The organism is Streptomyces sp. NBRC 110028, from assembly GCF_001417735.1.
Lineage (GTDB): Bacteria > Actinomycetota > Actinomycetes > Streptomycetales > Streptomycetaceae > Streptomyces.
Window position 1 is genome coordinate 72,594 of sequence record NZ_BBUZ01000036.1, and the last position, 13,927, is coordinate 86,520.

Annotated in this window: 14 protein-coding genes; 12 read left to right on the top strand and 2 right to left on the bottom strand. The window is 69.8% G+C overall.

Features of this window, described 5'->3' with window-relative positions:
• Window positions 1–8: 8 nt before the first annotated feature.
• On the bottom strand, window positions 9–794 hold the full coding sequence (locus ASC60_RS28670; protein ID WP_055555967.1) for a VOC family protein: 786 nt from the start codon (window positions 792–794) through the stop codon (window positions 9–11).
• A gap of 204 nt (window positions 795–998) precedes the next feature.
• Here ASC60_RS28670 and ASC60_RS28675 point away from each other — a divergent pair, with 204 nt between their 5' ends.
• Window positions 999–1,418 carry a CBS domain-containing protein gene (locus ASC60_RS28675; protein WP_055555969.1) on the top strand — a complete coding sequence of 140 codons (420 nt, stop codon included), beginning with the start codon at window positions 999–1,001 and terminating at the stop codon, window positions 1,416–1,418.
• An 87-nt stretch (window positions 1,419–1,505) separates the two neighbouring features.
• On the opposite strand, the gene ASC60_RS28680 is transcribed toward ASC60_RS28675, so the two are convergent.
• A complete protein-coding gene (locus ASC60_RS28680; RefSeq protein ID WP_055555971.1) occupies window positions 1,506–2,315 on the bottom strand; it encodes a C40 family peptidase in 810 nt (269 codons plus the stop codon).
• 732 nt (window positions 2,316–3,047) lie between these two features.
• Here ASC60_RS28680 and ASC60_RS28685 point away from each other — a divergent pair.
• Genes ASC60_RS28685 through nuoK form a run of 11 tightly spaced genes read left to right on the top strand, consistent with a single transcriptional unit; the run spans window position 3,048 to window position 13,914 of the window.
• The gene (locus ASC60_RS28685) at window positions 3,048–3,407 is read left to right on the top strand and encodes an NADH-quinone oxidoreductase subunit A (RefSeq protein ID WP_055555973.1); all 360 of its coding nucleotides are present in this window, start codon (window positions 3,048–3,050) and stop codon (window positions 3,405–3,407) included.
• Window positions 3,408–3,439: 32 nt separating this feature from the next.
• The gene (locus ASC60_RS28690) at window positions 3,440–3,994 is read left to right on the top strand and encodes an NADH-quinone oxidoreductase subunit B family protein (protein ID WP_055555975.1); all 555 of its coding nucleotides are present in this window, start codon (window positions 3,440–3,442) and stop codon (window positions 3,992–3,994) included.
• Window positions 3,991–4,728 (top strand): NADH-quinone oxidoreductase subunit C, encoded by a 738-nt coding sequence (locus ASC60_RS28695; RefSeq protein ID WP_055555977.1) that lies wholly within the window; start codon window positions 3,991–3,993, stop codon window positions 4,726–4,728. Before ASC60_RS28690 ends, ASC60_RS28695 begins: the two co-directional genes overlap by 4 nt.
• Window positions 4,728–6,071, top strand: coding sequence for an NADH-quinone oxidoreductase subunit D (locus ASC60_RS28700; protein WP_055555978.1), 1,344 nt, complete (start codon window positions 4,728–4,730; stop codon window positions 6,069–6,071). The genes ASC60_RS28695 and ASC60_RS28700 overlap by 1 nt, the downstream gene beginning before the upstream one ends.
• 17 nt (window positions 6,072–6,088) lie before the next feature.
• Window positions 6,089–6,898, top strand: coding sequence for an NADH-quinone oxidoreductase subunit NuoE (gene nuoE, locus ASC60_RS28705; protein WP_055556166.1), 810 nt, complete (start codon window positions 6,089–6,091; stop codon window positions 6,896–6,898).
• Window positions 6,898–8,277, top strand: a complete 1,380-nt coding sequence (gene nuoF, locus ASC60_RS28710) for an NADH-quinone oxidoreductase subunit NuoF (protein WP_055555979.1) — start codon at window positions 6,898–6,900, stop codon at window positions 8,275–8,277. The genes nuoE and nuoF overlap by 1 nt, the downstream gene beginning before the upstream one ends.
• A complete protein-coding gene (locus ASC60_RS28715) occupies window positions 8,274–10,769 on the top strand; it encodes an NADH-quinone oxidoreductase subunit G (RefSeq protein WP_055555980.1) in 2,496 nt (831 codons plus the stop codon). The genes nuoF and ASC60_RS28715 overlap by 4 nt, the downstream gene beginning before the upstream one ends.
• Window positions 10,766–12,130, top strand: a complete 1,365-nt coding sequence (nuoH, locus tag ASC60_RS28720; RefSeq protein WP_055555981.1) for an NADH-quinone oxidoreductase subunit NuoH — start codon at window positions 10,766–10,768, stop codon at window positions 12,128–12,130. The genes ASC60_RS28715 and nuoH overlap by 4 nt, the downstream gene beginning before the upstream one ends.
• Window positions 12,120–12,740 carry an NADH-quinone oxidoreductase subunit NuoI gene (nuoI, locus tag ASC60_RS28725; protein WP_079038694.1) on the top strand — a complete coding sequence of 207 codons (621 nt, stop codon included), beginning with the start codon at window positions 12,120–12,122 and terminating at the stop codon, window positions 12,738–12,740. Before nuoH ends, nuoI begins: the two co-directional genes overlap by 11 nt.
• Window positions 12,737–13,618 carry an NADH-quinone oxidoreductase subunit J gene (locus ASC60_RS28730; RefSeq protein WP_055555983.1) on the top strand — a complete coding sequence of 294 codons (882 nt, stop codon included), beginning with the start codon at window positions 12,737–12,739 and terminating at the stop codon, window positions 13,616–13,618. The genes nuoI and ASC60_RS28730 overlap by 4 nt, the downstream gene beginning before the upstream one ends.
• Window positions 13,615–13,914: an NADH-quinone oxidoreductase subunit NuoK gene (gene nuoK / locus ASC60_RS28735; RefSeq protein WP_009715954.1), complete on the top strand. Its 300-nt coding sequence runs from the start codon at window positions 13,615–13,617 to the stop codon at window positions 13,912–13,914. Before ASC60_RS28730 ends, nuoK begins: the two co-directional genes overlap by 4 nt.
• Window positions 13,915–13,927 lie beyond the last annotated feature (13 nt).

A 13,927-nucleotide genomic window follows, 5' to 3' on the forward strand; every position in this document is an offset into this window, starting at 1 on the left:
CCCCGCCCTCAGGCGGCGTCGGGGCTCGTACTGGCGATCACGCCGAACGGGGCGCCCGCCACGTCCGTCAGCCACGCCATCCGCCCGATGCCCTCCGACGTCACGGCGGGCATCAGCACCGACCCGCCCAGCTCCTGACCCTTCGCGACGACCCGGTCGCAGTCCGTCACTTCGAAGTACGGCAGCCACTGCGGCGGCGTCGAATGCCCCTCCTGGAGCTGCGCGACGCCGCCGAAGGTGCCGTCCTTGCCGCCGCCGCCCGTCGACAGCACGGTGTAGGACCCGCCGGGGAAGGACATCTCCTCGGTCTCCCAGCCGAAGACGGTGCGGTAGAAGGCGCGGGCAGCGGCCGGGTCGGGGGAGTGCAGCTCGGTCCAGCACAGCGAGCCGGGCTCGGTGACCACCTCGAGGCCCAGGGTCTTGCCGGGCTGCCAGACCGCGAACCGGGCCCCGCCGGGGTCGGTGAACTGCCCCATCCGCCCCTCGTCGAAGACGTCGAACGGCGCGGTGCGCACATGGCCGCCCGCCTGCTCGACGGAGCGCGCGGTGGCGTCGGCGTCCACGGTCTGGAAGTACGGGGTCCAGGCGGACCGGGCCCCGGCGTCGGTGAGCGGGCCGAGGGCGGCGACGGTCTTGCGGCCGTGGGTGAAGAAGCCGTATCCGCCCGCTTCGGGACCGGCCGACTCGAAGGCCCAGCCCAGCAGTCCGCCGTAGAAGGCCCGGGCCGCCTCGGTGTCGGGGGCGCCGAGATCCAGCCAGTTGGGCGCGCCGGGGACGAAATCGGTGGTGAGCATGGCTGCTCCTTCAACGATCGTGCGCAAGGGGCTCATGTGGTGCTCTGACGACAGTTCTCAGTCTGGCACCGGGCGGTCGCGCGGGCCCGCCGACGGTGGTGACAATGAAGTGAGGGGGCGCCGTGCGTGTCCGCCGCGGCGACGCCGGATCGATCGGGCCCACGGGCCGGTTCTTCCGCCGGTGGGCCTTTCAGGAGGTACGCCATGACGAAGGCCGCAGACATCATGCACCCGGGGGCCCAGTGGATCCCGGCGACGGAGAACCTGGAGCGCGCCGCGCAGTTGATGCGCGATCTGGACGTGGGCGCCCTGCCCATCAGCGACAGCCAGGAGCGGCTGTGCGGCATTCTCACCGACCGCGACATCGTCGTCGGCTGTGTGTCCCAGGGCCGCGATCCGTCCCGGACGACGGCGGGGGATCTCGCGAAGGGCACGCCGCGCTGGATCAGCGCGGACGCCGACGTCTCCGAGGTGCTGCGGGAGATGGAGGACCACCGGATCCGCAGGCTGCCGGTGATCGACAAGAACAAGCGGCTGGTCGGGATGATCAGCGAAGCGGACCTCGCCCATCACCTCTCCGATAACCAGATCGGCGAGTTCGTGGAGAAGGTGTACGCCTCGTAGACAGTCGTGAGGCCGCCGTTCCGCTATGAGCGGCGAGGAACGGCGGCCCCATGGCCGAAAGGAGTCTGTCTGCTACGACTCAGAGGCTCAGAGGACGCGGACGGCCCCGGTCGGCTGGTCGTAGTCCAGCGGACGCTCGACGATGCCCGTGCTGGGGTTCTGGGCGCCGATGAACTTGCCGCCACCGATGTAGACGCCGACGTGGTACGCGCTGCCCGAGCTGCCCCAGTAGAGCAGGTCGCCCGGCTGGAGGCTGTCCAGCGACACCTGGGTGCCGACGGTGGACTGGTCCTGGGAGACCCGCGGCAGGTCGATGCCGACCTGCTTGAACGCCGCCTGGGTCAGGCTGGAGCAGTCGTAGGAGGACGGACCGCTGGAACCGAGCACATACGCCTTGCCCAGCTGTGCCTTGAGGAAGCTGATCACCGCGGCGGCGTTGCCGGTGGCGTTCGAGACGGAGGTGGTGGCCGAGGAGGTGGAGAGGGTGGCGCGCTCGGCGGAGCGGGACGCCTTCTCGGCCCGGGCCTCGGCGGCCTTCTTGGCGGCGGCGCGGCGCGCCTCGGCCTCGCGCTTCTTCTTGTCGGCCTCCGCCTTGGCCTTCTTGGCGGCGGTCTTCGCCTGGGCGGCCGCCTGGTCCTGCTGGGCCTGGAGCTCGTAGCCGGAGGCCGCCTGCTGGGTGGCGGCGGCCGTCTGGGCGGCCGTGTTCGCCAGGGTGTCGCTGACGGTCGGCATTTCGACCGTCGCCTCGTGGGCGGGCTCGGCGGCGGAGGCGGGCACCGCGGCGCCGGCCACCGCGAGGGTGAGGAAGCCACCGGTCATCCCGGCGCGGAGTGCACGCGTGGAAGCGGCGGCGCGGCGGGGCTTCCGGTGGCTGGGTATGTGTGCGATCGGGGACATAGGTCACTGGGTACCAGGGCCCAAAGGCCCGGATCAACAAAAGTGGGCTGCGCCACATTGGGCGTGTTCATGCCCAAAATCCAGGCTGAATGATCTTCATCGCGGGCGCCGGGGCCATGTCCGACTTCCTCGATCATGTGCGTACGCATGGCATTTGGCGCCCAGCGGTAACGGCGGGCGGCCTATCACCAATGCGGCCCGCATACCAAGGGTTCCCGTCAAATCGAGATCCACAACTCTTCGCGAGGTGGGATACCTCACTCACTCGTGTCCATTTTGTGACGCTCGTGAACCGAGGCGCGAAGCGGTGGTCACAGGGTGCTCGGATCGGACTCGGGTGACGAGTCGAGGGGGCCCAGGGAGAGGGTCACTCGCGCGGATGGCGACCTAATACCAGCTGACGCGGCCCCACTCAAATTTGCATGTATGTACCATATCTTGGTAGGGGCGCAACGCGCTCACCTGTGATGACGTCTTCGATTGTCACCTCTCGTGACTGAATGGATGCTTCACGTACAAGATCACCGCTCATCCGACTTCATGATCCTTCGTCAGGTGGTGGAGATCACAAAGACGTTGGCGCACCCCGTGTCGCAGATCACAGACCGACGGGCATAAGATGCAGGCGAAACGGGCTTGTGAACTGCCTCACATGAGCACGATCTTCGTGGGGCGACGGCACGTCCGTGCGGTCCGCCAGCCAGTCATCGTCGACTGAAGGGAGCGAGGACGGTGAACGCATACGCGCCCATCCTCGTACTGGGAGCCCTCGGGGCAGCTTTTGCGATCTTCTCGGTGTTCATGGCCGCGATCATCGGCCCCAAGCGCTACAACCGGGCCAAGCTCGAGGCCTACGAGTGCGGGATCGAGCCGACTCCACATCCGGCCGGCGGTGGGCGCTTCCCCATCAAGTACTACCTGACGGCGATGCTCTTCATCGTCTTCGACATCGAGATCGTCTTCCTCTACCCCTGGGCCGTCACCTTCGACGCCCTGGGGTTGTTCGGGCTCGTGGAGATGCTCCTCTTCGTGCTCACCGTCTTCGTCGCCTACGCCTACGTGTGGCGGCGCGGCGGCCTGGAGTGGGACTAAAGGGGCTCAAGAGGAGATAGGGGAAACAGCGCATGGGTATCGAAGAGAAACTTCCGAGCGGGTTCCTGCTGACCACCGTCGAACAGGCCGCCGGGCTGGCCCGTAAGTCCTCCGTCTTCCCGGCCACCTTCGGCCTGGCCTGCTGCGCCATCGAAATGATGACCACGGGCGCCGGACGGTACGACCTCGCCCGCTTCGGCATGGAGGTCTTCCGCGGCTCGCCCCGGCAGGCCGATCTGATGATCGTCGCCGGGCGGGTCAGCCAGAAGATGGCCCCGGTGCTGCGCCAGGTCTACGACCAGATGCCGAACCCGAAATGGGTCATCTCGATGGGCGTGTGCGCCTCCAGCGGCGGCATGTTCAACAACTACGCGATCGTGCAGGGCGTCGATCACATCGTCCCCGTGGACATCTACCTGCCCGGCTGCCCGCCGCGGCCCGAGATGCTCATGGACGCGATCCTCAAACTGCACCAGAAGATCCGCGAGGAGAAGCTCGGCGTGAACCGCGAGCGCGCGGCCCGTGAGGCGGAGGAAGCGGCGATGAAGGCGCTCCCGACGATCGAGATGAAGGGGCTGCTGAGGTGACAGCGAACGGTAACGGGGTCAATCCCGACAAGGACCTGAACGCCGAGAACCTCCCCGGCCGCCGCGGTGACCAGGGCGAGGCCATCCGCGTCCAGCGCGGCATGTTCGGCGCCAACAACGGCGGCGACACCACCGGCTACGGCGGTCTGGTGCGCCCCGTACGGCTGCCGGGCCAGGCCACCCGCCCGTACGGGGGCTGGTTCGACGAGGTCGCCGACGAACTCGAGGGCGCGCTGGAGGAGCAGTCGCTGCTCCCGGAGAACGCGATCGAGAAGACCGTCGTGGACCGCGACGAGCTGACCTTCCACATCGCCCGCGAGCACCTGCCGCGGGTCGCCCGGACCCTGCGCGACGACCCGGCGCTCCGCTTCGAGCTGTGCACGGGCGTCAGCGGCGTTCACTTCCCCGGCGACAAGGGCCGTGAGCTGCACGCCGTCTACCACCTGCGGTCGATCACCCATAACCGGGTGATCCGGCTGGAGGTGACCGCCCCGGACAGCGATCCGCACATCCCGTCGATCGTCGACGTCTATCCGACCAACGACTGGCACGAGCGGGAGACCTACGACTTCTTCGGCATCGTCTTCGACGGTCACCCCGCGCTCACGCGGATCATGATGCCGGACGACTGGCAGGGCTTCCCGCAGCGCAAGGACTACCCCCTCGGCGGCATCCCCGTCGAGTACAAGGGCGCCCAGATCCCGGCTCCGGACCAGCGGAGGTCGTACAGCTGATGTCTGCCACCCACGCGAACCCCTCAGCCTCCGCCGCCTCCGCGCGCGAGACCACCGAGGGCACCGTCTACACCGTCACCGGCGGCGACTGGGACGAGGTCGTGGCCGCTGCGGCGAAGGCCGACGACGAGCGGATCATCGTCAACATGGGTCCGCAGCACCCCTCCACCCACGGGGTGCTCCGGCTGATCCTGGAGATCGACGGCGAGACGGTCACCGAGGCCCGCTGCGGAATCGGTTATCTGCACACCGGGATCGAGAAGAACCTCGAATTCCGGAACTGGACGCAGGGCACCACGTTCGTGACGCGCATGGACTATCTGACGCCCTTCTCCAACGAGGCGGCGTACTGCCTGGGCGTCGAGAAGCTGCTCGGCATCGAGGACCAGATCCCGGACCGCGCCACCGTCATCCGGGTGCTGATGATGGAGCTGAACCGGCTCTCCTCCCATCTGGTGTGCATCGCCACCGGCGGCATGGAGCTGGGCGCGACCACCGTCATGATCTACGGATTCCGGGACCGGGAGCTGATCCTGGACCTCTACGAGCTGATCACCGGCCTGCGGATGAACCACGCGTACATCCGGCCCGGCGGCCTCGCCCAGGATCTGCCGCCCGGCGCGGTCGACCAGATCCGCGCGTTCCTGAAGACGATGCGCAAGAACATGGTCGAGTACGACAAGCTCGCGACCGGGAACCCCATCTTCAAGGCCCGTCTCCAGGACGTCGGTTACCTCGACCTCGCGGGCTGCATGGCGCTCGGCGTGACCGGCCCGATACTGCGCTCGACCGGCCTGCCGCACGATCTGCGCAAGGCGCAGCCGTACTGCGGCTACGAGAGCTACGACTTCGAGGTGCCGACCGCCGACACCTGCGACGCGTACGGGCGCTTCCTGATCCGGCTGGAGGAGATGCGCCAGTCGCTGCGGATCGTCGAACAGTGCCTGGACCGGCTGGAGCCCGGACCGGTGATGGTCGCGGACAAGAAGATCGCCTGGCCCGCGCAGCTCGCGCTCGGAGCGGACGGGCTCGGCAACTCCCTCGACCACATCAAGAACATCATGGGCACCTCGATGGAGGCCCTGATCCACCACTTCAAGCTGGTGACCGAGGGATTCCGGGTCCCGCCCGGACAGACGTACATGGCCGTCGAGTCGCCCAAGGGCGAACTGGGCGTGCACATGGCCAGCGACGGCGGCACCCGCCCGTACCGCGTCCACTTCCGCGATCCGTCGTTCACCAATCTCCAGGCCGTGGCGGCCATGTGCGAGGGCGGCCAGGTCGCCGACGTCATCGTCGCCGTCGCGTCCATCGACCCCGTGATGGGAGGTGTCGACCGGTGACCGACGTTTCCCTGGGGATGCCGCAGCTGCCGGCTCCCGACTACCCGGCCGAGGTGCGGTCCCGGCTCGAGGCGGACGCCGCGGAGGTGATCGCCCGCTACCCGGACAGCCGCAGCGCCCTGCTGCCGCTGCTGCACCTGGTGCAGTCCGAGGAGGGCCATGTCACCCGCACCGGCATGCGGTTCTGCGCCGAGATGCTGGACCTGACCACCGCCGAGGTCACCGCGGTCGCCACCTTCTACACCATGTACCGCCGCAAGGCCTCGGGCGACTACCAGGTCGGGGTGTGCACCAACACCCTGTGCGCGGTGATGGGCGGGGACGCGATCTTCGAGGAGCTGCAGCGCCATCTGGAGCTGGGCAACGGGGAGACCACCGAGGACGGCAAGGTCACCCTGGAGCACATCGAGTGCAACGCGGCCTGCGACTTCGCCCCCGTGGTGATGGTCAACTGGGAGTTCTTCGACAACCAGACCGTCGACTCCGCCAAGCGGCTGGTCGACGACCTCCGGGCGGGCCGCACCGTCACCCCGACCCGGGGCGCGCCGCTGTGCACGTTCAAGGAGACCGCGCGCATCCTCGCCGGTTTCCCCGACCCGCGCCCCGGAGCCGTCGAGGCCGGTGGCTCCGCCGGTCCCGCCTCGCTCACCGGGCTGCGGCTGGCCAAGGGCGAGGAGGCGCCCGGCCGGGTCGTCTCGCCGCGGCACGGGGGAGCCCCGCAGGACGAGACGCCGCCGGCGCATCCCAGTTCGCACGACGCGCCGCAGCGGACCTCGGCCTCCGATCCGCACCACCCGTCAGGTCCGGTCGCCGAGGAGGGGGAGTGATGACCGTGACGACCGAGCGATCCGAGCACAGCCCCGAGAAGCTGCTGGCTCCCGTGCTCTCCGCGCACTGGGACGAGGCGAAGTCCTGGACGCTGCGCGCCTATCTGCGGCACGAGGGCTACCAGGGGAGCGCCAAGGCGCTCGCCATGGACCCCGATGCCGTGATCGCGCTGGTGAAGGACGCCGGACTGCGCGGCCGCGGCGGCGCGGGCTTCCCCACCGGAATGAAGTGGCAGTTCATTCCGCAGGGCGACGGCAAGCCGCACTACCTCGTCGTCAACGCCGACGAGTCGGAACCCGGCACCTGCAAGGACATCCCCCTTCTCTACGCCAATCCGCACGCCCTGATCGAGGGCATGGTCATCGCCTGCCACGCCATCCGCTCCGAACACGCCTTCATCTATCTGCGCGGCGAGACAGTGCCGGTGCTGCGGCGGCTGCACGAGGCCGTGCGCGAGGCATACGAGGCGGGTTACCTGGGCACCGCCGAACGGCGCCGGCAGAAGCTCGGGGTGGACGGGCTGCCCGGCCTCGACATCACGGTGCACGCGGGCGCGGGCGCGTACATCTGCGGTGAGGAGACCGCGCTGCTGGACTCGCTGGAGGGACGCCGCGGCCAGCCCCGGCTGCGGCCTCCCTTCCCCGCGGTGGCCGGTCTGTACGCGTGCCCCACTGTCGTCAACAACGTCGAATCCATCGCCTCGGTTCCCTCGATCCTGAACAAGGGCAAGGAATGGTTCCGTTCGATGGGCAGCGAGAAGTCCCCGGGCTTCACGCTCTACTCGCTGTCGGGCCATGTGGCCAACCCCGGCCAGTTCGAGGGCCCGCTCGGCATCACCCTGCGCCAGCTGCTCGACATGAGCGGCGGCATGCGCCCCGGCCACCGGCTGAAGTTCTGGACGCCCGGCGGCTCGTCCACCCCGCTGCTCACCGACGAGCACCTCGACGTGCCCCTGGACTACGAGGGCGTGGGCGCTGCCGGGTCGATGCTGGGCACCAAGGCGCTCCAGTGCTTCGACGAGACCACCTGCGTGGTGCGGGCGGTGACCCGCTGGACCGAGTTCTACGCGCATGAATCCTGCGGCAAGTGCACACCCTGCCGCGAGGGCACGTACTGGCTGGTGCAGCTGTTGCGCGACCTGGAGGCCGGCAAGGGCCGCATGGCCGACCTCGACAAGCTGGCCGACATCGCCGACAACATCAACGGCAAGTCGTTCTGCGCGCTGGGCGACGGTGCCGCCAGCCCCATCTTCTCCTCGCTGAAGTACTTCCGGGAGGAGTACGAGCAGCACATCACCGGCGGAGGCTGTCCCTTCGACCCGGCCAAGTCCACCGTCTGGGCCGACGAGCCGCGCACCACTGTGGGGGTGACCGCATGACCGTGACCACCAACGCACCCTCGGGAGGCGGGGAGGCGGCGGTGCCGCGAGAGGATCTGGTCTCCGTCACCATCGACGGGATCGAGATCTCCGTCCCGAAGGGGACGCTGGTCATCCGTGCCGCCGAACTCCTCGGCATCGAGATCCCGCGCTTCTGCGACCATCCGCTGCTCGACCCCGCGGGCGCCTGCCGCCAGTGCATCGTCGAGGTGGAGGGCCAGCGCAAGCCGATGGCCTCGTGCACCATCACCTGCACCGACGGCATGGTCGTCAAGACCCAGCTCACCTCGCCGGTCGCCGAGAAGGCGCAGCGCGGGGTGATGGAGCTGCTGCTGATCAACCATCCGCTGGACTGCCCGGTCTGCGACAAGGGCGGTGAATGCCCGCTGCAGAACCAGGCGATGAGCGCCGGACAGGCCGACAGCCGTTTCGAGGGCCAGAAGCGCACGTTCGCCAAGCCGGTCCCGATCTCGGCCCAGGTGCTGCTGGACCGCGAGCGCTGTGTGCTGTGCGCGCGCTGCACCCGCTTCTCCAACCAGATCGCGGGCGACCCGATGATCGAGCTGCTGGAGCGTGGCGCGCTGCAGCAGGTCGGCACCGGCGAGGGCGAGCCGTTCGCATCGTATTTCTCCGGCAACACCATCCAGATCTGCCCGGTGGGCGCGCTCACCTCGGCCGCCTACCGCTTCCGCTCCCGCCCCTTCGACCTGGTGTCCTCGCCCAGCGTGTGCGAGCACTGCGCGGGCGGCTGCGCGACCCGCACCGACCACCGGCGCGGCAAGGTCATGCGGCGGCTGGCCCAGGACGACCCCGAGGTCAACGAGGAGTGGATCTGCGACAAGGGCCGCTTCGGCTTCCGCTACGCGCAACTCCCGGACCGGCTCACCACCCCGCTGGTGCGGAACCGCGAGTCGGGGAAGCTGGAGCCCGCGAGCTGGCCGGAGGCCCTGGCGGCGGCGGCCGAGGGGCTGGCCGCGGCGCGCGGCCGCACCGGGGTGCTGACCGGCGGCCGGCTGACGGTGGAGGACGCGTACGCGTACACCAAGTTCGCGCGGACCGTCCTGGAGACCAACGACATCGACTTCCGGGCCCGGGCGCACAGCGACGAGGAGGCCGACTTCCTGGCCGCCCACATCGCGGGACGCGGCCGTGACCTGGACGGCGGCGGACTGACGTACGCCGCGCTGGAGAAGGCGCCCGCGGTGCTGCTGGCCGGGTTCGAGGCCGAGGAGGAGGCGCCCGGGGTCTTCCTGCGGCTGCGCAAGGCGTACCGCAAGCACGGCCAGCGCACCTTCTCGCTCGCCACCCACGCCACCCGGGGCCTGGACAAGGCGGGCGGCACCCTGCTGCCCGCCGCGCCCGGCACCGAGACCGAGTGGCTGGACGCGATCGCGGGCCGTACGGGCCTGGACGAGGACGGTGAACGGGCCGCCGACGCGCTGCGGGAGGAGGGCGCGGTCATCGTCGTCGGCGAGCGGCTGGCGTCGGTGGCGGGCGCACTGACCGCCGCCGTACGGGCCGCGGCCGCCACCGGTGCCACGCTGGCGTGGATCCCGCGCCGGGCGGGCGAGCGGGGCGCGATCGAGGCGGGCGCGCTGCCCGGGCTGCTGCCCGGCGGCCGCCCGGCGCACGATCCGCGGGCCCGCGAGGAGACCGCAGCGGTGTGGGGGATCTCCGATCTGCCGCACCAGGTGGGCCGCGACACCGGGCAGATCGTGGAGGCCGCGGCGAGCGGCGGGCTCGGCGCGCTGCTGGTCGGCGGGGTCGAGCCGGCGGATCTGCCCGATCCGGAGCGGGCCCTGACGGCCCTGGACGCGGTCGGGTTCGTGGTCAGCCTGGAGCAGCGGCCCTCGGAGGTCACCGAGCGGGCGGACGTGGTGCTCCCGGTCGCGGCGGCCGTCGAGAAGTCCGGCACGTTCCTCAACTGGGAAGGCCGGGCCAGGCCGTTCGAGGCCGCGCTCAAGCCGGACCAGATGACCCGCCGTCACACCCTCCCGGACGCCCGGGTGCTGCACATGCTGGCCGACGCGCTCGATACGGACCTGGGCCTGCCGGACGTGGCGGCCGCCCGCGCCGAGCTGACCCGGCTCGGCACCTGGCAGGGGCTGCGCGCCACCGCCCCGCTGGAGACCGGGGGCCCGCTGCCCCGGCCCGCCGAGGGCGAGGCGGTGCTCGCAGGACACCGGCTGCTGCTCGACCAGGGGCGGCTCCAGGAGGGCGATCCGGCGCTGGCGGCGACCCGGCACGCCGCGGTGGCCCGGCTCTCGGCGGCGACCGCCGAGGAGGCGGGGGTGCGTGACGGCCAGCCGCTGCGGGTCACCGGCCCGGCCGGTTCCGTCCAGCTGCCCCTGTGCGTGACGCCGATGCCCGACCGGGTCGTCTGGCTGCCGCTGAACTCCACCGGCGGCGGCGTGCGGCGCGATCTGGGCGCCGGCCCCGGTGACGTCGTCACGATCACCGCTCCTGTGACCGAGCCGGAGGTGACCTCATGAGCTATCTCGCCGCGGAGGACCTGTCGATGTTCGGCCACGACCCGTGGTGGCTGATCCTGATCAAGGTCGTGTTCTGCTTCGCGTTCCTGATGCTGACGGTGCTGATCTCCATCGTCATGGAGCGCAAGGTGATGGGCTGGATGCAGCTGCGCATCGGCCCGAACCGGCACGGGCCCTGGGGCATGCTGCAGTCCCTCGCGGACGGCGTGAAGCTGATGCTCAAGGAGGACGTGGTCGTCAAGGGCGCCGACAAGGTGGTCTACGTCCTGGCGCCGATCGTCGCGGCCATCCCCGCCTTCATGGCGGTCGCGGTGATCCCGTTCGGCCCGGCCGGCGGGGAGGTGTCGGTGTTCGGGCACCGCACCGCCATGCAGCTGACCGACCTGCCGATCGCCGTCCTCTACATCCTCGCCACCGCCTCGGTCGGCATCTACGGCATCGTGCTGGCGGGCTGGTCGTCCGGGTCGACGTATCCGCTCCTCGGCGGCCTGCGCTCCTGCGCCCAGATGATCAGCTACGAGATCGCGATGGGCCTGTCCTTCGCGGCGGTGTTCCTCTACTCCGGATCGATGTCGACCTCGCAGATCGTCGCCTCCCAGCAGGACCGCTGGTACGTGGTGCTGCTGCCGGTCTCGTTCCTCATCTACATCGTGGCGATGGTCGGGGAGACCAACCGGGCGCCGTTCGACATGCCGGAGTCCGAGGGCGACCTGGTGGGCGGGTTCAACACCGAGTACTCGTCGATCAAGTTCGCGCTGTTCATGCTCGCCGAGTACATCAACATGGTCACCGTCTCGATGGTCGCCGTGACCCTCTTCCTCGGCGGCTGGCGGGCGCCCTGGCCGATCAGCACCTTCTGGGAGGGCGCCAACCACGGCTGGTGGCCGCTGCTGTGGTTCCTCGGCAAGGTCGTCTCGTCGCTGTTCGTCTTCATCTGGATCCGCGCCTCGGTCCCCCGGGTGCGCTACGACCAGTTCATGAAGCTGGGCTGGAAGGTCCTCATCCCGATCTCGATGGTCTGGCTGATGCTGGTCGCCACCGTGCGGGCGCTGCGCAACGAGAACTACGACAACCAGTCGATCGTGCTGTACGTCGGCGGCGCGGTGATCGCGCTGCTGCTGCTGTCCTTCGTCGTCGACGTCTTCCGCGACCGCGGGGCGGCGGCGAAGGGCGAGGCCGAACCGGCGGAGGAGGGCCCCGAGCCCGCCTTCGACCCGATGGCGGGCGGATTCCCGGTGCCGCCGCTGCCCGGCCAGTCCCTGCCGCCCGTACCGCGACGGCGCTCCCGACAGGACCGGGAGCTGATTGTCAGTGGTGGCCCCGACACTGTCAGTGACGGAAAGGAGGCCGATGGTGTCTGACTTCCAGAACCCGGTGGCCGGCTTCGGCGTGACCTTCAAGGCCATGTTCAAGAAGCGGCTGACCGAGCAGTACCCCGAGGAGAAGAAGCCCACCGCGCCCCGCTTCCACGGACGTCACCAGCTCAACCGGCATCCGGACGGGCTGGAGAAGTGCATCGGATGCGAGCTGTGCGCCTGGGCCTGCCCGGCGGACGCGATCTATGTGGAGGGCGCGGACAACACCGACGAGGAGCGCTACTCCCCGGGCGAGCGCTACGGCCGCGTCTACCAGATCAACTATCTCCGCTGCATCCTGTGCGGCCTGTGCGTCGAGGCGTGCCCCACCCGGGCGCTGACCATGACCAATGAGTACGAGCTGGCCGACCGCACCCGCGAATCGCTCATCTACACCAAGGAGGAGCTGCTCGCGGGGCTGACCGAAGGCATGGTCGACAGCCCGCACGCCATCTATCCCGGGATGGACGAGCAGGACTACTACCGCGGGCTGGTGACCGAGGCCGCGCCCGGCACCACCCGTCAGACCGCGGTCAGCAAGGGCGAGACCCTGTCCGACCAGGCCGCGGGGAACGAGGAGACGCAGGCGGAGAACGAGCAGGGGGTGGAGGCATGAGCGGCGCACTGGCCGCGGCGGCCTCCACCACCTCCACCGGGGAGGCCGTCCAGTTCTGGGTGCTCGGCACGGTCGCCGTGATCGGCGCGCTGTGCACGATCCTGATGCGCAAGGCCGTGCACAGCGCCCTGAGCCTGGCCGGCACCATGATCGTCCTGGCGATCTTCTACCTCGCCAACGGGGCGTATTTCCTGGGCGTCGTCCAGATCGTCGTCTACACCGGCGCGATCATGATGCTCTTCCTCTTCGTCGTGATGCTGGTCGGCGTCACCGCGGCGGATTCGCTGAAGGAGACCCTGAAGGGGCAGCGCTGGCTCGCCGCCCTGTGCGGGCTGGGCTTCGGCATCCTGCTGTGCGCCGGCATCGGGAATGCCTCGCTGAAGACGTTCGACGGGCTGGCGCAGGCCAACTCCGGCGGCAATGTGGAGGGTCTGGCGGCCCTGGTCTTCACCAAGTACGTCTTCGCCTTCGAGATCACCGGCGCGCTGCTGATCACCGCGGCGGTCGGCGCGATGGTGCTGACCCACCGCGAGCGCACCGAGCGGGCGCGCACCCAGCGCGAGCAGTCCGAGGCGCGGGTGCGCACCGGCAAGCACGTCCCGCCGCTGCCCGCCCCCGGTGTCTACGCCCGGCACAACGCGGTGGACATCCCCGGCCTGCTGCCCGACGGCACGACCTCCGAGCTGACGGTCAACGCGACGCTGCGCGCCCGCGGCCAGGTCCGGGATGTCTCCGGTGAGGCGCTGGCGGAGCTGGCGGCGCTGGAGCGGCGCTCGGAGCGCTGGCTGGGGCGGCGCAGTCCCGAGGGGGCCGAGCGCACGGCCGAGGACGCCCGCGCCTCCGAGGACGCCGAGCACCACAAGGGAGTCGCCAAGTGAATCCGGTCAACTACCTCTACCTGGCCGCCCTGTTGTTCACCATCGGTGCGGCCGGGGTCGTGATCCGGCGGAATGCGATCGTCCTCTTCATGTGCGTCGAGCTGATGCTGAACGCGTGCAACCTCGCGTTCGTCACCTTCTCCCGGCTGCACGGCAACCTCGACGGCCAGATCATCGCGTTCTTCACGATGGTCGTCGCGGCGGCGGAGGTCGTGGTCGGCCTCGCGATCATCGTGACCGTCTTCCGCTCCCGCCACTCGGCCTCGGTCGACGACGCCAGCCTGATGAAGCTCTAGAAGGGGTCGCGTT